The sequence below is a fragment of the Flectobacillus sp. BAB-3569 genome, from assembly GCF_002270355.1.
Classification (GTDB): Bacteria; Bacteroidota; Bacteroidia; order Cytophagales; family Spirosomataceae; genus Flectobacillus; species Flectobacillus roseus.
This window is the reverse complement of sequence record NZ_NJFZ01000031.1, coordinates 1-19142: the sequence shown is the minus strand read 5'-3', so window position 1 is coordinate 19142 and position 19142 is coordinate 1. Positions and strand designations below refer to the sequence as shown.

Sequence of the window (19142 nt, the reverse complement as noted above, 5' to 3'; positions counted from 1 at the left end):
AATTAAAGAGTCTTCGTAAATCGAAGTTCGAACTGCAAGTTAGGCATAAGTTCGTAATAGCAGGCTTTTTGCCCCGAATTCGTTGAAAATTGACGTACCAAAAAGTTCTTCTCAAAATATAAGGTATCACAGCCACGATACTCAATTTGAAGAGTTCCCATGAGCGGAGGTAGGACAAAGGATTTTAAAGTCTCATGTTGAAATTCATAGGCCTGTACCACGTACCCATGAGGTGTGAGACCGAACAAATAGATTTCAGGGAAATCGTTTAGGTTGAAATCGCCGTCTGAAAAGTACATCTTGCTAGGTATTGCCTTGAACTTTTGTCTCCAATTTCTTGAACCATATCCAATGTTTGTATTGCCATGTTGATCTGCACAAACTTTGTAAAGTGTTGTATTGGAGTTCCATAGCCACAGACAAGAATCTGACTTAGAAAAATTATCTTTTGTAATATGTGGTAAACCTTTCTTGATATTGATCATCAGTGCAATTTCTTCTTGATGTTCATTCCAGAAAAAATAACTGAGAATTCCCATTAAAAGAATTGCAAGGCAAGAAGTAAAGAAGGTGATTTTTTTCATTTTTTCAGGAAAATATCGGCATTATCATGTAAATTTACCCAGAATGATTTGAATAATCGAAGAACTACAATTTATTCGAATCCACTATTTTTGACAGATACCTACTTACAGATGATTCTCCCCGCAAAATGAAGAATTTACAAAAAGTAAGGGTATCATTTATGACGAAACAAAGCCATCATACCTATGAACTGTACTTCCTTAGACCAACAACTCTGTCACGTTGCTTTGGAGAATAGCCCGCTTTTTGTTGGAATCTACAATCCAGATACGCACAAGTTCGTCTATCTCAATAAAACAGGTTTGAAAATGTTTGAGTTAGATAATCTGGAGCAAGCTAATGACTTTTTCTTGGAGGGTCTTCGTAACAATGAAAGCCTTATTCAATGGGAACTTCAGGTATCGGAGCACCTAAAAACTTCGGCGGAGTTTTGTATTGACGATAGTTTTACCAGTCCGAGTGGTACCAAGTTTTGGGGACGCATTCGGGTAAAATTACTGCAAGAGCCTGATACAGCCAAAGGTCACTGGTTAGTAAATTTGTCAGATATACAGTCTGAAAAACATACCCAGATTCAATTTTCGGAAGGAGAGGCGCGTTTTGAGGCCTTATTCATGCACGCCGCTATGGGTATCGTGATGATGGATAAAAGTAGCAAAATTGTATTGACTAATCGATATGCTAATGCTTTGTTTGGTTATGAGACGAATGAGCTACTTGGAATGCCCATCGAAACCTTGCTACCAACCGCCTTATCTGAGACGCATCGTCAACATACCGAAAAATATTTACACAAACCTCAAATTCGCCCAATGGGTATTGGATTGGATTTGAAAGCTCGTAAAAAAGATGGCACTTTGTTTTCGGTGGAAATTAGTTTAAGCTTTTTCGAACAAAATGGTAATCAGTATTTTATCTCCTTTATAAACGATATTACGTACAAGAAAAAAATCGAAATGGAGATGATTCTGAAAAACCAAGAGATTAAAAAACTCAATGAAAGTCTCGAACAGGAGGTCATGAATCGCACGAATGCACTGGTAGAAACGCTAAAGGATTTGGAGGAGTCAAAACAAGAACTTGAATTAGCCTTAAGTAAAGAAAAAGAATTGGGCGAACTAAAATCTCGTTTTGTTGCTATGGCTTCACACGAATTTAGAACTCCACTGACTGCCATACTCTCTTCAGCATCGCTCATTGCTAAATATCCCAAAACTGAAGAGCAAGAAAAGCGTGAAAAACACCTTCATCGTATCAAGTCGGCTGTAAGCAATTTAACGGATATTTTAGAAGAATTTTTATCCGTTGGAAAACTTGAAGAAGGAAAAATTGAGGCGCATTTGGCTCTAGTTGAAATTCCTGAACTGGTGAATGATACCTTGGCCGATGTAAGTAATTTACTTAAGAAAAATCAAAATTTACGCTTTGAACATTCGGGTGAAAACGAGTTTATTACTGACAAATCTTTACTGCGAAAAATCATCATCAATTTATGTTCCAATGCGATTAAGTTTTCAGGTGAGAGTTCATGCATTACGATTAGAACTGAAAAATCATCTTCTCATTTTGTCTTGAGTGTACAAGATGAAGGAATCGGTATTTCGGAGGAAGACCAAAAACATTTGTTTGACCGATTCTTTAGAGGCGTGAATGTTACCAATATTCAAGGTACTGGACTAGGCTTGCATATTGTTGCTAAATATACAGAGTTGCTGGGAGGAAAAGTGAGTATTTCGAGTAAACTCAATGAAGGAACAACGGTAACTGTGCAGTTAGAATTAGCATGATTAGACCTTTCCTTAGGCTCTTTACATCAAAGAATCGTGCGGAGTGGGAGATGAATAAAACTCCACATTCGTAACTCATCTCTCAGCACTAAAGCAGATTTTACCTCAACGTTCAATATAAATCATTTGTTAAAACTTATCTTAACACAACAATTAAACTTTATGAAAAAGATATTACTTATCGAAGACAGTGATGACATCAGAGAAACAACCGCCGAGATTCTCGAATTGGCTAACTACGAAGTAATTACCGCTGTCAACGGTAAAGATGGAGTTGAAAAAGCCATTCAAAATCGTCCTGATATTGTAATTTGTGATATTATGATGCCCGTGCTTGATGGTTATGGCGTGTTACATATTTTCAATCAAAATCCTGATTTACAAGGTATTCCATTTATTTTCCTCACGGCTAAAACAGAACGTACTGACTTTAGAAAAGGTATGGAAATGGGCGCTGATGACTATTTGACAAAGCCATTTCACGAAATAGAATTATTGAATGCTATCGAAAGTCGTTTGAAAAAGGTCGAGCAACTTTTACAGGGTGCAGGCAAGGTGGCTCATGAGCATTTGGAGGAATTATATTCAGAGGCTAACAAATACCGAGACTTAACGGATTTATCCTCAGATAGAAAGGTGTCGACTTTGAAGAAAAAACAGATTATATATTCTGAAGGCGACGAACCTATTAAGTTTTATTTCTTGAAATCAGGAAAAATTAAGACTTACAAGACCAATCGTGATGGAAAAGAGTTTGTGACAGGTCTGTACAATGAGGGTGATTTTTTTGGACATATTGCCATCATCGAAAATACAGATTATCAAGAAACTGCGGAGGCATTGGAAGACTCTCAAATTATTGGTATCCCAAGAGGGGATTTTATGGAGCTGTTGTCTAAAAATCAGCAAGTTGCCAATAAGTTTATCAAATTGCTGGCGAATAATATTGCCGATAAAGAAACCTATTTGTTAGGCATGGCCTACAATTCGCTTCGCAAGCGTGTAGCGGATGGTCTTTTGTTATTGCAGAAAAAATACAAAGCAGAAGAAAGTACGAGATTTACCATGAAAATTTCGAGAGACGATTTGGCATCCATTGTAGGCACTGCTACCGAGTCACTGATTCGAACCTTGAGTGAATTTAAAGCCGATAAATTGATCGAAATTAGTGGTAGTGAAATTACGATTATCGATGAGAAAAAGCTTTCCAATCTGAGAAATTAGAAAAGCATAGAGCAAAAAATTAGGCGTAGAAACGAAAGCTTCTACGCCTTTTTCATGGCTCATGACATCATAAATTCAAAAAATGCATATCAGTTTTTGATTCTTCAAAAGAATATTTCAGAAGTCTGAGCTATTAAATTGTTGGTAAAATCCTGATATAAGTAACTTTCGTTTTTGTCGAAATACCTTTTCAGGAATCTTATTTGTTCGACAAAAAGAAAGTCTAACGGTTTAATTAATGTTTTGCTAAAGTGGCAAGTACTGGAATACTCGAATGATTTATAACTGTTTCGGTAACGCTACCAAACAAGAAATGACTCAAACCAGAACGAGCTTTGGTCGACATTACAATTAAGTCTGCCTGTAAATCCTCGGCCGCATGAATAACGCCGTTGCTTGCACTATAATCGTTATAAATCACAAATTCATGCTCAGTAAGATTATGCTCTTTTTCAAAAGCCGCCATTTTCTCGTTGATTGTTCTGGTATCCTCAAAACCGTCTGATGTGTTTACATAAACCACATACGTTTGTTCGATTTCATGACTTAGCGTTTTGATGAGTTTATCATCAAATGGCGTTTCAAAATCTACTGCAAACATTACTTTGCGAGGATAGAATGTCAAAATCGGCTCTTTGATTACTAAAACAGGACAATTGGCATGTCTTACCACGCTTTCTGAATTAGAACCATCCAAAAACTCCTTCCAACCAGAAGCACCTTCCGAACCCATCACGATGAGGTCAATATCGGTTCTTTCAGAAATGGCTTCGCCTAATTCTTCGTAATCATCTGTATTGTATATCACAATGCTAATTCCATCATATTTAGGCGATTGGATGATAGTTTCCAATTGCTTTTGTGTTTGATTATGAATAGCCTCGTTAGTTTCTACATCATATGTTGAAATAGGAGCTTCTATAAAATCAATATTGGGTAATATGATAAAATCTTTATGGTATAAAACAATTTCGGCTGATGTTGCGCGAGCAAACATAGCTGCTACGTCTAATGCTGCTAACGAAAGTTCAGAGAAATCAGTGGGCACAAGTATCTTCTTCATGACTTTTATAGATTTAATGGAAAAACATCAGTTTAAAATGGTTATCTCTTAGAGATGAAGTAAAGTTGGAGTTTTTCCGAATTTAAAAACATGACAAAAATCATCTTTTCAAATGAAAGCAGTCAAGATTGAAAAAAGATTTTGTGTTCAACCTGTTGAAATACTGGCAATTATGATTGAGTTTGTGAAGGTTGAAAAAAATGAATTCAACGCTTATTCGTATACTTTTTCATGAAAAGCCAAATAGTCACACATCTTCAGCATGAAATATCTCTGGGCTAATTCATATTCATAAATAAGGGTATTGAGTAAGGATTTTTCGAAAACTAGTACATGTGCACTAGAAAGAACCTTTACGCCATAACGATGTTTTTTATCTGAAAGCATTTCTTCTAAACCCAAAAAACATCTAAAACCATCGATAACAATGGGTTTGTTATGTTCGTCTCGGAGTTCAAAAGCACCGTCTTTTAAGTAAAATACAAATTCAGCGTCTTGTCCTTTTCTATACAAATACTCACCTTCTTTGAAACTTAATTCTATACCACTCGCTAAAATTTTACGTTCCGTTTCTCTCATTGTTTCTTTGCTTGCTATGAGTTGGCTAAATTAGGCGAGATTGCAAGCCCCTGAAATGATAATAGTCACTGGGCAAGCTGACATAAAAATTAGTCGTACATACTGCTAATTTTTACTAATTTCTCTGGGTTCAAAATTGTAATTTCACTACCATGCGTAGTAATAATGCCGTCTTCTTTAAATTCTGATAAAAAGCGAATGACCGTTTCTTTGGCTGTGCCAACAATCGACGAGAGGTCTTCTCTAGAAATCGAAATAGAGAATGGATTTTTACCTTCTTCTTGATAAGTACTTTTCAAAAGCAGTAAAGCCTCTGCTAATCGCTCGCGAACTGGTTTCATGGCTAGGTGAATCAGCTTGTCTTGCGTATCGCCCAAGGCACGAGCGAGCATTTTCATCAAATCGGTCGAAACTTTTACGTTTTCATCTACCAATTTATTGAACTCTGCTGCAGGAATAAAGCATACTTCTGTTTCGTCCAAGGCAATTGCCGAGGCGGTATATTTAGTATTGTCTATCAGCGAGCGATAACCTAAGGTATCACCCTTTTTGGCTAGCCTGATAATCTGCTCTTTTCCGTCAGATCCCATTCTACTTACCTTTACCTTACCGCTATATACGCAGAAAATACCCAGCGGTCTATTTCCTTCATGAAAGATTACCTGTCCTTTTTTATATGAGTTAAAACATTTGCTTTCATTCAGTTCTTCCAACTCATGAAGATGGCACTGTTTGAAGAGCGAACTATCTTTGAATTGGCAACTTTGACAATGTGGTGCTTGCGGTTTCATATATAACACTGATTAGATTGATAAATATCACTCTGCGAAGTTGCAAAAGGTCAGTATCGGAAAATATGAGTTTTATCAGTTTTTGAAATCACCTTACTCATATTTACTTCCGTGGTCAGAGGCAAATTTTGGAAAAAATTGTAGAGGCTATGGAAACGCTTACTGACGAGGCTCTGGTGTGTTACCATTGTGGTAATGATTGCCCAGACACCCACATACATATCGAGGAGAAATATTTTTGCTGTGAAGGTTGCAAAACTGTTTACGAAATTCTTGACCAAAATAATCTTTGTAATTACTACGACATAGAACAAATGTCGGGTAATAGTCCTCAAATGGCTCATTTTGAGTTTTTGGATAATACAGAGATAACTAATCAATTACTAGATTTTAGAAGTGACAAAATTGCCAAAATCAGCTTCTATATACCTTCGATTCACTGCTCATCTTGTTTGTATCTCTTAGAGAATATGTACAAACTTCATGAGGGTGTAAAGCAATCAAAAGTTGATTTTTTGAAAAAACAAGTGGCGATTACTTTCAATCCTGAAGAGCTGACACTACGCCAACTAGCTGAAATGTTGACTTCGGTTGGTTACGAACCACTGATTAGCTTGAACGATGTTGTGAAGGAAAAAAATAAGCCTTCATACAAAAAACTACTAACGCAAATCGGTGTAGCAGGTTTTTGTGCAGGTAATATTATGTTGTTTAGTTTTCCAGAATACTTGGGTTTGGACGACATGATGTACAAAAAGCTTTTTGGTTTGTTGAGTATGGCACTATCGATTCCTGTGGTGGCATATTCGGGCTCAGACTATTTTGTTTCGGTGTATAAAAGTCTCAAAAAAGGTATTATCAATATCGATTTTCCGATTCTTCTCGGGATTTTGGTTGCTTTTTTTAGAGGTACTTATGAGGTGATTGTATTGGATGGAGCTGGCTATTTTGATTCACTTTCTGGCTTGATATTCTTCTTGTTGATAGGTAAATGGTTTCAACAAAAAACCTATAGTTTTTTGTCATTTGAAAGGGATTACAAATCCTATTTTCCACTGGCTGTTACTCGATTAACACAAGGAAAAGAAGAGCCTATATCCTTGAATGCTTTGAAAAAAGGAGATAAAATCCTCGTAAGAAATGGCGAACTCATCCCTGCTGACTCATTTCTGTACAAAGGCAATGCACAAATAGATTACAGTTTCGTAACGGGTGAATCGGCATTGGAAGCTAAAAAAGTAGGCGATTTCTTGTATGCAGGGGGTCGTCAGGTAGGGGAGACACTCGAAATGGAAGTATTGAAGGAGGTTTCCCAAAGTTACTTGACCCAATTATGGAACAATGACACTTTTCAAAAAAGCCAAGATTCCAAAATCAAAACCTTCTCAGATTTAGTAGGCAAGTACTACACTATTTCGGTATTGACTATTGCTGCTTGTGTTTCGATTTATTGGTATTTCCACGAGCCTTCAAAAGTAATCAATGCTTTTACTGCTATTCTGATTGTAGTTTGTCCGTGTGTGTTGTCGTTGAGTTATCCTTTTGCTTTGGGAAATGGTTTGAGAATTTTGGGTAAACAGAATTTTTATCTCAAAAATGCTGATATTATCGAGGCTATGGCGCAATGTGATACCATTGTTTTTGATAAAACAGGAACCTTAACAACCTCGGAAGGAAGTTTGCCAACTTTTCATAGTCAGCGCCCCTTGAGTCAGTTTGAAGAAATGTTGGTATCGTCCTTGGTACGAAATTCAACGCACCCCATCTCACAAAAAATCAAATATTTGTATCCTGAGCCTACTTTTTTGGAAATAGAAAATTTCCAAGAAATCACAGGGCAAGGTTTGAAGGGATTGTATGAAAACCACCAAATCAAATTAGGCTCGTTTGAGTTCGTAAATCCTGAAGGCAGAAAGCCAGAAAAAGGCTTCAATGCCAGTGTGGCGCATCTCAAAATCGACCATGAATATATTGGCTACTTTTCGTTGCCAAATCATTATCGTGCCGATATAGAGAGTCAAATTAGAGAGCTCAGTAAAACCTATCATACCTATTTGCTATCGGGCGACAATGAAGCCGAGCGTAATCAATTGAAGAGTTGGTTTTCGGATGAAAGCAATTTGAAATTTAATTGTACCCCACAAGAAAAACTTGATTTTATTAAAAAACTACAAGCTCAAGGTAAAAAAGTAGTTATGGTGGGTGATGGGCTCAACGACGCTGGCGCCTTAAAACAATCAAATGTTGGGATAGCCATTACTGACGATACTCTCAATTTTACTCCTTCTAGTGATGGTATTTTGGAGGCCAATTCATTGCATAAGTTTACCGCTATTTTCAAATATAGCAAATACGCTTTGCGTCTGATTCAGTTCAGTTTTGTCGTATCCCTGATTTACAACTTCGTAGGTTTGACCTTTGCAGCCTCTGGCACTTTGCACCCTGTGGTGGCGGCCATTCTAATGCCAATGAGTTCATCTACCATGGTGATTATTGCCTCGGTGGGGATGATTTTGCGTGGCAAAAATCAGTTTAAGCAATGATTTTTGTCAACTCTATAGGCTAGCTAGTCTATTAATTTTGTTCCAAATTCGTAATGGTTTGGCTAAGGATAGTGTAAAAAAGCTCATCGGAAATTCGATTTTTTCCTTGTACCGTGTTGTGAGCATTGGCTCGCCTGCTGGCTTTCTGAGCATTTTTTACCTGTATTAGTCAAACATTTACCTAATCTATAAATCCCAATTACATGGCAATTTTATTATTTTTTGTAGCACACTGGTATCTGTCCTTATTTTCGCAAACATTCTTCTTGCATCGTTATGCGGCGCATCAGATGTTTACGATGTCAAAAGGGTGGGAAAAATTCTTCTATGTTTTTACCTTGATTACGCAAGGCTCTTCTTTTTTGAGTCCAAAAGCTTATGGTATTATGCACCGTTTGCACCATGCGTATGCCGATACCGAAAATGACCCTCATTCGCCAAGCTATTCAAACAACTTGTTTGATATGATGTGGAAGACCAAGAAAATTTATAACGACGTATTGTACGATAGAGCAGACATTGACCCAAAATTCAAAAAGAATGTACCTAACTGGATGTTTTTGGAAAAATTGGGTGACCAATGGTTAATGCGTATTTTCTGGGGTACGCTTTATACCTTGTTCTATATGAAATTTGCTACTTCTCCTTGGGAGTACGCTTTGTTGCCAATTCACTATTTGATGGGACCTGTGCATGGCGTAATTATAAACTGGTTTGCTCACAAATATGGATATATCAACTTTAAAGTAAATGATACAGCTAAAAACTTGCTTCCATTTGACTTTTTGATGATGGGTGAGTCGTATCACAACAATCACCACAAATTGGGTGGTCGTGCCAACTTCGGCGTAAAATGGCATGAGTTTGACCCTACATATCCTGTGATTTTATTATTGAATGCCTTGCACATTATTAAGTTGAAGAAAAACAACGACTTGAATTATATGTAAAATTGGGTGATGAACCCTAAGCCTTTGACGCAATGCTAGTCGCCAAAAGCTTAGGGTTTGACCTGAAACAAAATATGCTAAATGCTTAAAGATATGGGTAATAAATTTGAAGGTAAGACCTTTACGCTCGGCGAACAGATTACCGACGAGCAACGTGCTTTCTTTAATGAGTATGGTTTTTTACATTTTAAGAACTTTTTATCAAAAGAAACGGTCAAATTGTTTCTGAACGAGGCGCATCGTGTTGAAAAAGAATGGGTTGATAAGGGTATTGAGAAAATGAATGGTACCCCATTGAAGTTTGGAAAAGACCCAGCAGGAAATACGATGATTCAACGAATGTGTTTTCTTTCGACACATAGTGAAATATTACATCAATATCTGCAAGACCCACGTTTGAAGGCACTTTTGACTTTATTAGAACCCAATAATAACCGTATTGCGGAGGTAGAAAAAGATGGTTTGGTATTCAACCATTATATCAATCAGGATAATAGTAAATTTTCACAAATGGGTTGGCATACCGATAGCCCACGTGATTTGTTTTTGGGTCAAAAAATCTTGAAAATGCTCAATATCGGGACTCATTTGGACGATTGTCCTTTCGAGAATGGCGGTTTGAGAGTATTGCCAGGCACACATAAATTGAGCAAAATGAAGGTTTTGTTTTTGAAAAAACAATTTATCGACCATAATCCTGACCCTAATGAAGTCGGGTTAGACATCGAAGCTGGAGATTTAACGGTGCATGATGGCGACCTTTGGCATCGTGTAGAAGTTTGTCCGTTTACGGGTGAAAAATCGCGCAGACGTGTCATGTATTTTCCGATTATTCAAGGCAAATATGCCCCAAAAGACGAGAACAGTTCAACGCCATTTTATCACCGCTTGGCGAAGATTGTTCAACGATAATATTTACAGACACCATTCAGTATCCTGATAAATTTTGGGTAATCTTTAAATTCATATCAATCCAATTTAATTAATACTAAAGCACAAAGAAAACATCGAGGGGATTGCTTTTGGGCAGTTTACGGTGTTAGCTTTGTGCTTTTTTTCGAGACTTACTTTAAACTCTAGTTCAAGACTTAGCCTTGGACTATCCTATTGTTCAGTTTGTAAACTGAATAAAAAAACGAGTCCAAGACTTAGTCTTGAACTAGGGAATCAAATTATTGCTAGGAAAGAAAAGCATTTAAGGCATTCCAAAAGAACTTTTTTAAGAACTTTAGTGTCAAAAGATTAACAGACAACCTAACATTTTAAGACTGAAGCCATGAATCCAGAACAACATATAGAGACTAATACTCCCATTCCTATTGCCAAAAAAGCATTGGAAGGTCGTGAAGATGTCGAACTTCTTGTAAATACTTTTTATGATAAAGTACGAGATAATCAAATGCTTGGACATATCTTCGATCATGTAGCTCGAGTGAATTGGCAAAAGCATTTACCCAAAATGTACAATTTTTGGGAAATGATTTTATTTGGTAAAGAAGGATACGACGGACACCCTTTACGTCCGCATTTCGTGATTAATTCTGTGCACCAACTCACGATTCCTCATTTTGAGCAATGGTTGAGTTTGTTTTTTCAAACCTTGGACGAACTTTTTGAGGGTGAAAAGGCAGAAGAAGCCAAGCAAAGAGCCTACAATATCGCCAACGCTTGGGCACATAAGATTGATTACATGAATAAACTCAATGATTCACCCACTATAGAGGTGTCACAATCATAGTCCTGATAATAAGAAACTTACCTTGAAAGGCGCAAGAACGACTCTTGCGCCTTTTTTTATGCCCCTCCGTAGGCAAGCCTTTTTTACTGACTTTTGTCATAAAACAGACTAATAAATGCGAGTAAGCCTACTAACATTCCTCATAGCTGAACACGTCAGAAAGCCCCAATTTTGAGGCATAGAAACACAGAAAAACACAAAAAAATGCAAATCATCTTCATCATGATCGGAATTAGTTTGATGATGGCACTTGTTTTTTTAGCTGCTTTTTTTGGTCGATGAAAGATGGACAGAACGACGATTTACATACTCCTGCGATGCGTATCTTGTTTGACGACCAAAAAACTAATACTAAATAAGCTTGTCAATCAACCACTTGAGTTAGACTCAAGCCGTCAGATAAAAATAGGAGAGTAGTATCGCTCTCAATCGCAATTATTCCCGTAACCAATTTATAATCTAAAAATATGTCAGCTATTAGTACACACATCGAACGCTTTGAGTACGACAATAAAATTGTCCGAAACTTTGCCGTTGCCACGATTATCTGGGGGATTGTGGGTATGTTGGTAGGCGTTATCGTCGCTTCTCAACTCTTCAAACCCGAACTAAACGTTACGCAATATGGTACTTTCGGACGTATTCGTCCTCTACACACCAATGCAGTAATCTTTGCTTTTGTAGGAAATGCCATTTTTATGGGTGTTTACTACTCTCTTCAACGCCTCTGTAAAGCCAGAATGTTTAGCGATTTTCTTTCGAAAATTCACTTTTGGGGATGGCAATTAATTATTGTTGCAGCGGCTATTACTCTTCCATTGGGTTTAACAAGTAGTAAAGAATATGCAGAGTTGGAGTGGCCTATTGATATTGCCATCACCTTGATTTGGGTAGTGTTTGGTATCAATATGTTTGGAACAATTTTCAAACGTCGCGAACGTCACTTATATGTAGCGATCTGGTTTTATATTGCTACTTTTATTACAGTTGCAGTTTTGCACGTAGTGAACTCATTTGAATTACCAGTTTCAATTTTCAAAAGTTATTCTTTATATGCTGGTGTTCAAGATGCTTTGGTTCAATGGTGGTATGGTCACAATGCAGTAGCATTTTTCTTGACAACTCCTTTCTTGGGATTGATGTACTACTACTTGCCAAAAATGGCGAATCGTCCCGTATATTCTTATAAGTTATCGATTTTGCACTTCTGGGCTTTAATTTTTATCTATATCTGGGCTGGTCCTCACCACTTATTATATACAAGTTTGCCAGACTGGGCACAATCACTAGGTACGGTATTCTCGATTATGTTGATTGCTCCATCTTGGGGTGGTATGATTAACGGTTTGTTGACTTTGCGTGGTGCTTGGGATAAAGTTCGTGAAGATGCTATCTTGAAATTTATGGTAGTTGGGGTAACTAGCTACGGTATGGCAACTTTCGAAGGACCAATGCTTTCGTTGAAAAACGTAAATGCTATTGCTCACTTTACCGACTGGATTGTAGCACACGTACACGTAGGTGCTTTGGGTTGGAATGGTTTCTTAAGCTTTGCGATTCTTTACTGGTTGCTACCTCGTATTTACCATACAACGATTTATTCTAAAAAATTGATTAATGTACACTTCTGGTTAGGTACTTTGGGTATCTTATTCTATGCTGTGCCTATGTACATCTCTGGTTTTACACAAGGTATGATGTGGAAAGACTTTACACCAGAAGGAACTTTGAAATACGGTAACTTCCTTGAAACTACCCTACAAATTTTACCAATGCACGCTATGCGCGCCTTTGGTGGCTTGATTTACTTGACAGGTGCTATTTTGATGGCTTACAACTTGTTCAAAACAATGGCACAAGGTTCTTTGGAAGCAAACGAACCAGCAGAGGCTCCAGCTTTGGAAGTAGCTTACACGCCAACAGGAAGCGATACTTACTGGCACCGTTGGTTCGAACGCAAACCAATTCCATTATTGGTAGGTTCATTGGTAATGATTTTGGTGGGTACTGCTGTCGAGTTGATTCCTACCTTCATGGTAAAATCTAACGTAGAAACAATTAGCGCTGTTCAGCCTTACACTGCACTCGAATTAGAAGGTCGTGATTTGTATATCCGCGAAGGTTGTGTGAGTTGCCATAGTCAAATGGTTCGTCCATTTAGAAGTGAAACAGAACGTTACGGACAATATTCAAAAGCAGGAGAATTTGTGTATGATCACCCATTCTTGTGGGGTTCAAAACGTACGGGTCCAGATTTGCACCGTGAAGGCGGTAAATATCCAGACTCTTGGCACTATCACCACATGCGTGAGCCAATTTCAATGTCGCCAGGTTCTATTATGCCTCCATATCCTTGGTTGTTAGAACAAAAATTGAATACTTCTGACATTGAGGCAAAAATGAAAGCAATGCAAAAATTGGGTGTGCCTTATGATGCTTACCAAATCCAAAAAGCACAAGAGGATTTGAAAACTCAAGCCGATGGTATTGCAGCCAATCTTGCGAAGGAGGGTGTGAAAGTTTCTTCAGACAAAGAAATCATTGCATTGATTGCTTACCTACAAAGAATAGGTACAGATATTAAAAAAACAGAAACTGCAGCAAACTGATCTAAGTGATGAGTTTTGAGTGATGAGGTGTGAGTTTAAAATTCGTAATTCATCACTCACAACTCGCCACTCAAAACTCTCCTTGTTGCATTAAAAATCTAAAGCCATGTTTAAGCAATTTATCGATAAAGTAGACGGCGCTGATGTATATATGATTACTTCATTTCTCATATTTATGGCCTTCTTCGTTCTTGTAAGCATTTATTTGTTCATTATGGACAAAAGTTACTTGAACAAAATGCAAAACCTACCCCTTGAAGACAGTAACCAAAATGAGCTTCAAGATGTGATTTCTATTTGACAACCTTCTAATTGATAACCAATCCGATGAAGCGATTATCTATTTTAGCTATATTAAGTCTGGTCTCATTCTCGATGTTTGCGGCCGAAGAAGCCCAAAACACGTTTCTTCCAGGACTTAAAACAGGTCAAGAGCTTTTTGTAATTACGTTACTTGGCCTAATGACCATGATTTGTGCGGTGATTATTGTGGTTACACTTAATCTTAACTCTCAAATCAGAAATATTTTCAAACCTAAAACTGAAAGTTCAGAGTTTGAACAGGCGATGCAAAATCGTACTTTCTGGCAAAAATTCTGGAGCTTGAAGCCAATTCAGTTTGAAAAAGACCAAATGATGGAGCACCAATACGATGGTATTGCTGAGCTTGACAACCCAACTCCTCCGTGGTTTATGTACCTTTTCTACATCACAATTGTTGTTGGTATTTTCTATTTGATTGGCTACCACGTAATCGGAAATGGTAAAATCATGAACAATGAATATACCGAGGAGGTAACGATTGCCGAAAAAGCACGTGAAGAGTACATGAAAAAATTTGCTAATTCGGTAAACGAAGACAACGTGAAAGTTTTGACAGATGCCAAAGGTGTTGAGGATGGTAAAAAGATTTATACTCAAAACTGTGTGGCATGTCACGGGGCGAATGGTGAAGGTGTTGTAGGTCCAAACCTAACAGATGAGTTCTGGATTCACGGTGGTACACCAAAAGCTATTTTCCATACCATCAACGAGGGTGTTCCTGAAAAAGGGATGATTTCGTGGAAAAAAACATTGAATCCGATTCAAGTGCAACAAGTGTTGAGCTACATTGTGTCGATTCAAGGAACAAAGCCTGCAAATGCTAAAGCTCCTCAAGGAGATAAGGCTGAGGCTGCTGTTAGTATGAAGTAGTAGGGCTAACAGAAATGAGTAGCCTTTAATGATAAAGTTTTTACGATTCGGACGTTCGAGACTTATGGGTAGTGCATAAGCCTCGATGCGTTCGAATTGTTTTTTAAGATTGTATTATTGGGCCTTCGGCAATAGGCTATAGGCATACGACAAAATATGAATTTTTGAGTTGTTAGCGTATCGCCTATCGATTAAGGTTACAAGTAAAATATTATTTGATTAAATAGAAGGTGTAAGGTTCTGAATATTAAAATCTTGCATTCAAGATTTACAACTCACAATTCAGCATTGGTATTTACTATTTCTAATTCACTTATGTACTGAGCATTAAATTTGAAATTATGAAACCTCCTAAAATTGATACCACCGAATTTCGTGATCATCTTTCTAATGTCACCGAAACAGGAAAACGCATTTGGATTTATCCTCGCATTGTTGTTGGGCAACTCTATAAGCTAAGAACTTATTTTTCATGGTTATTACTAGGGCTTCTGTTTGGAATACCTTTTGTTGAAGTAAATGGCGGGCCGCTATTCATGTTCAATGTACTGGAGCGAAAGTTTATCTTTTTTGGGGTAACTTTTTTCCCTCAGGACTTCCATCTAGTGGCTTTCGGCTTGCTTACTTTTATCGTTTTCATTATACTTTTTACCGTAATTTTTGGGCGTGTATGGTGTGGTTGGGCTTGTCCTCAAACCATTTTCATGGAAATGCTTTTCCGTAAAATTGAAAACTTAATTGAAGGTGATTACCGTGCACAGCAGCGATTGGATGCGCAACCTTGGAATACTGAAAAAATAGTGAAGAAAAGCGCCAAACATATTATTTTCTTCATAATTTCCTTCCTCATTGCGAATACCTTTTTGGCTTATATTATCGGTAAAAAAGAACTATTTTCTATCATTCTCGATAATCCATTGAATCATATTTCGGGATTAGTCGCTATTGTCATTTTTACCTTTGTATTCTATTTTGTTTTTGCCAAATTCCGTGAATTGGTTTGTATTGTAGTTTGTCCTTACGGTCGCTTACAAGGGGTATTACTAGACAAAAAATCTATTATCGTAGCTTATGACTTTCTTCGTGGCGAACCTCGAGGCAAAAAGAAAAAGGTAGAAGAACAGCCCAATCCATTGGAAGAGCTAAAATCATTGGCAAATCCTAACGCCAACAAAGGACATTGTGTAGATTGTGGTATTTGCGTGCAGGTATGTCCAACTGGTATCGATATTCGTAATGGTACTCAGCTCGAATGTATTGGCTGTACAGCTTGTATCGATGCTTGTGATGAGGTAATGGTTAAAACTAACCAACCAACTGGCTTGATTCGCTATGCGTCTTTGGATGGTATTGAGAAGGGAAATAAATTGTCATTTAACTTAAGAATAAAAGCCTACACAGGCGTATTGGTAGCCTTATTGGGAATTTTGGCCTATATGTTGATTACCCGAAGCGATGTAGAAACAACGCTTTTGCGTACACCAGGCTTGACTTACCAAGAAGAAAAAGGGAATGTATCTAACTTGTATAATATTGAAATCTTGAATAAGACCATCAATGCTATGCCAGTTTCGTTGCGAGTGAAAGACTATCCTGCGGCCCAAATCAAACTGATTGGTAAACCTCTTCAGTTAAATAAGAGCGATTTGACAAGAGGTTCATTCTTTATTGTGATTCCTAAAAAAGATTTGGAATCTCCTTCCATCAAACTCAAAGTCGAGATTTTAAGCAACGGACAAGTAATAGATGAAGTAAAAACCTCTTTCCTTGGTCCGATGGAATGATAGACCTTGCTCATTTAGTGATTTTAGATTGAGTGAATGAGTGATTATTCTAAAATTTGTATTCTAGTTGTAGAGACGCAATGTTTTGCGTCTCAAGCCGAGATAGTTTATCAAAAAAGGCGTTCGAAAAATTAATTTCGAACGCCTTTTTTGATACTATATTTTCAACATGATGCCTCTTTAGACGAAAAGAATTGCTTCTTTACAAGTGAAAATTAAAAATAATCACTCATTCAATCACTCACAACTCACTCAATTAGCTCGCTCGTTTAGTTTTTAAAATAGAGTAAACCGCTATTGCTACCCAGATTACATTAACTAAAGCTGAAGGATAGGCTTTGTGCGCAATTGTATTTACCACAAAGAATATCCCGCCAATCATATTACTCCAAATATATAAGGGCTGGTCGGCACGAAGTTTACCTTGAATATTAAGCGCATACGCACCTACAATTAACACCGAGCCAATCCAACCTAAGGCTTCTACTAGAATATCAGTCCACAACATTATTTTTGATTTTTGATGAATCTGCAAAAGTACGAAATCTACTACAGACAGACAAAAGGGTAGGGAATCGAAGTCACCTATCCATTTACGCGTTGAACACGGAAGTACGTGATGCCAAAATTGAGAATTTGGTTATACGGAATAAACAACTTGTCACAAAACAGATTGTACTCGTGGTGTTGGTTCTTTTTAAGAATATGGCTAAACTCCGTATTATGCTTGTCAATCACCTTTCTTTTCACCTTGCCAAGTTCTATCAATTCACAATGCCCATCTTTGTTGAGCTGATAATCCAATAAGAAACCAGAATACACAAAAAAGTCATTATCAATTTTGACACAAACGTTCATGTAGGTCAAAATCTCCTCCGTATCCTTTTTTAGAAACATTTTTCCAGAAAAAACATAGTGAAAAGCATTGTCAAACTTCAGCACTAAAAAGCGTTCATCTAGTCGAAATGAAAGCACAAGGCGCTGTAGCAAACTACCCATGACGTAGCTAAAAAGTAGCAGACAAGCATTATAACTAAAAATCGGAATTAGATGCTTTTGTACTTTCGAAAGTACCACCTCGTCGGGACTCGATAGTAACTTTGGCAACAATCGAAAGTCTACATAAAGAGATGGGTGATATTTGTTAATCATCAAAATACCAAGACATTGAATTACCATCCCAAATCCTAAAGTTGTAGCGATTTCGGCAAAATTACTGGCTCGTAAATGATAATTAGAAAGATGAATCGGAGAATATGCTTTTCGGAAAAGTCCCCCAGGAAGAATAAAGAATAAAATAATCAGCGCAACGCCGTAGGTGATTCCTGACATAAATGCAGTTAAGGTTTACAGGAAATGCTGTAAAAGAGGTATTTACTAAATTTCAGAAACTCGTTCGACACGGAAAGAGCCTTTAGTTCCAGAGATTGTAATGATATTTTCGCTATTTCTGTCACGATCAATAGCTGAAAGTAATTGCTCAGCCATATTTGCATCTGACAAAATCAATTTTGAGTTTTTTCCCAAAACTGGGTAATCTGATTCGGCAGAACCAAATAAAAAAGCCATGATATTTTTAAGAAGAGCCATAATCACGTAGTGTTTACATCATTCAGTACACTACCCGATTGTTTTAAGATTTATTAAAATTCGTTGAATAGCTAATTGAATGGCCTTGGTAAAAGGTTCAATCATTTTCTGTTTATAGAACTCTCTTATCAAGTTAAGTCCTCTTCTAAATACGCTATATTGCGGGTATCCATGCTTTTTCTTTTGACAGGATTACATTTTCCATCTTCGATTCCCGTTGCCCAACACAAGGTATAAGCTATAGCAACGATAGCCAATAACTTTCTGTATTTCTCAATAGATTGTAGGCAAGAGGATTCAATATGAAAGCCCCTATCTTTCAAGGCATGGAAAAAAGTCTCAATAGCCCATCGACGTTGATAGCTTTCTTGGAGTTGTCTATATGGCAAAGTTCCTACCAATAACAAGAGTTTTTGGTCTTTACCGTAGCTTAGTGATAGATTGACTCGTACATTATCCACGACTACGTTTTCTGCATAATAGCTCTTTTTATCCTGCAATAACTCTTCTGCCGTGGCAGTAGAGCCATCTATGAGCGTAATCTTATGACTGGCAGGGACACGTACACAAAAGTTTATGCCTTGTTTTTGTAGCCATGCCCACCATTTATTACCAACAAACTCTCTGTCCATAACCAGTAGTGCAATCCTATCCGTACCTATGATAGCAATGATAGACTTCAATAACGCTATTCTATCATTTGTA

At 37.4% G+C, this 19142-nt stretch carries 19 protein-coding genes; 11 read left to right on the top strand and 8 right to left on the bottom strand.

From position 1 onward, the window contains the following. Positions 1-2: 2 nt before the first annotated feature. Positions 3-584 carry a hypothetical protein gene (locus tag BWI92_RS22810; protein ID WP_095167142.1) on the bottom strand — a complete coding sequence of 194 codons (582 nt, stop codon included), beginning with the start codon at positions 582-584 and terminating at the stop codon, positions 3-5. A gap of 186 nt (positions 585-770) precedes the next feature. Between BWI92_RS22810 and BWI92_RS22805 the strand changes: the two genes are divergently transcribed. Both BWI92_RS22805 and BWI92_RS22800 read left to right on the top strand, forming a co-directional pair. Further along, positions 771-2372 (top strand): PAS domain-containing sensor histidine kinase, encoded by a 1602-nt coding sequence (locus tag BWI92_RS22805; protein WP_141234889.1) that lies wholly within the window; start codon positions 771-773, stop codon positions 2370-2372. Positions 2373-2534: 162 nt separating this feature from the next. Further along, entirely contained in the window at positions 2535-3596 is a 1062-nt protein-coding gene (locus BWI92_RS22800) for a response regulator (protein WP_095167140.1), read from the top strand. 235 nt (positions 3597-3831) lie between these two features. On the opposite strand, the gene BWI92_RS22795 is transcribed toward BWI92_RS22800, so the two are convergent. From BWI92_RS22795 to BWI92_RS22785, 3 genes are all read right to left on the bottom strand, one after another. After that, positions 3832-4659 (bottom strand): universal stress protein, encoded by an 828-nt coding sequence (locus BWI92_RS22795; protein WP_095167138.1) that lies wholly within the window; start codon positions 4657-4659, stop codon positions 3832-3834. Between the two features lie 213 nt (positions 4660-4872). Next, a complete protein-coding gene (locus tag BWI92_RS22790) occupies positions 4873-5238 on the bottom strand; it encodes a cyclic nucleotide-binding domain-containing protein (RefSeq protein WP_095167136.1) in 366 nt (121 codons plus the stop codon). Between the two features lie 89 nt (positions 5239-5327). Then, complete coding sequence (locus BWI92_RS22785) at positions 5328-6029, bottom strand: Crp/Fnr family transcriptional regulator (protein ID WP_095167134.1); 702 nt, start codon at positions 6027-6029, stop codon at positions 5328-5330. 128 nt (positions 6030-6157) lie between these two features. Here BWI92_RS22785 and BWI92_RS22780 point away from each other — a divergent pair, with 128 nt between their 5' ends. The 9 genes from BWI92_RS22780 to ccoG all read left to right on the top strand — a co-directional run bounded on the left by BWI92_RS22780 (position 6158) and on the right by ccoG (position 16847). Then, a complete protein-coding gene (locus BWI92_RS22780; protein ID WP_229363474.1) occupies positions 6158-8572 on the top strand; it encodes a heavy metal translocating P-type ATPase metal-binding domain-containing protein in 2415 nt (804 codons plus the stop codon). A gap of 203 nt (positions 8573-8775) precedes the next feature. Next, a complete protein-coding gene (locus BWI92_RS22775; RefSeq protein ID WP_095167130.1) occupies positions 8776-9522 on the top strand; it encodes an acyl-CoA desaturase in 747 nt (248 codons plus the stop codon). Positions 9523-9615: 93 nt separating this feature from the next. After that, a complete protein-coding gene (locus tag BWI92_RS22770) occupies positions 9616-10434 on the top strand; it encodes a phytanoyl-CoA dioxygenase family protein (RefSeq protein WP_095167188.1) in 819 nt (272 codons plus the stop codon). A 364-nt stretch (positions 10435-10798) separates the two neighbouring features. Further along, positions 10799-11260: a group III truncated hemoglobin gene (locus tag BWI92_RS22765; RefSeq protein WP_095167126.1), complete on the top strand. Its 462-nt coding sequence runs from the start codon at positions 10799-10801 to the stop codon at positions 11258-11260. Between the two features lie 278 nt (positions 11261-11538). Continuing rightward, positions 11539-11619 carry a cbb3-type cytochrome oxidase assembly protein gene (locus BWI92_RS28770; protein WP_310588950.1) on the top strand — a complete coding sequence of 27 codons (81 nt, stop codon included), beginning with the start codon at positions 11539-11541 and terminating at the stop codon, positions 11617-11619. A gap of 108 nt (positions 11620-11727) precedes the next feature. Beyond that, entirely contained in the window at positions 11728-13869 is a 2142-nt protein-coding gene (gene ccoN, locus BWI92_RS22755) for a cytochrome-c oxidase, cbb3-type subunit I (protein ID WP_095167124.1), read from the top strand. A 106-nt stretch (positions 13870-13975) separates the two neighbouring features. Further along, positions 13976-14170 (top strand): hypothetical protein, encoded by a 195-nt coding sequence (locus BWI92_RS22750; RefSeq protein WP_095167122.1) that lies wholly within the window; start codon positions 13976-13978, stop codon positions 14168-14170. A 26-nt stretch (positions 14171-14196) separates the two neighbouring features. Then, positions 14197-15063, top strand: coding sequence for a cbb3-type cytochrome c oxidase N-terminal domain-containing protein (locus BWI92_RS22745; protein WP_229363472.1), 867 nt, complete (start codon positions 14197-14199; stop codon positions 15061-15063). 341 nt (positions 15064-15404) lie between these two features. Beyond that, complete coding sequence (gene ccoG / locus BWI92_RS22740; RefSeq protein WP_095167120.1) at positions 15405-16847, top strand: cytochrome c oxidase accessory protein CcoG; 1443 nt, start codon at positions 15405-15407, stop codon at positions 16845-16847. A 256-nt stretch (positions 16848-17103) separates the two neighbouring features. Here ccoG and BWI92_RS22735 read toward each other — a convergent pair whose 3' ends face one another. The 4 genes from BWI92_RS22735 to BWI92_RS22720 form a co-directional block, all read right to left on the bottom strand. Next, complete coding sequence (locus BWI92_RS22735) at positions 17104-17355, bottom strand: CBU_0592 family membrane protein (RefSeq protein ID WP_095167118.1); 252 nt, start codon at positions 17353-17355, stop codon at positions 17104-17106. Between the two features lie 77 nt (positions 17356-17432). Continuing rightward, positions 17433-18179, bottom strand: coding sequence for a hypothetical protein (locus BWI92_RS22730; protein WP_095167116.1), 747 nt, complete (start codon positions 18177-18179; stop codon positions 17433-17435). 45 nt (positions 18180-18224) lie between these two features. Further along, the gene (locus tag BWI92_RS22725; protein WP_095167114.1) at positions 18225-18437 is read right to left on the bottom strand and encodes a hypothetical protein; all 213 of its coding nucleotides are present in this window, start codon (positions 18435-18437) and stop codon (positions 18225-18227) included. A 128-nt stretch (positions 18438-18565) separates the two neighbouring features. Next, positions 18566-19142: transposase (locus BWI92_RS22720; RefSeq protein ID WP_141234888.1), on the bottom strand; the 577-nt coding region annotated here is incomplete at its 5' end.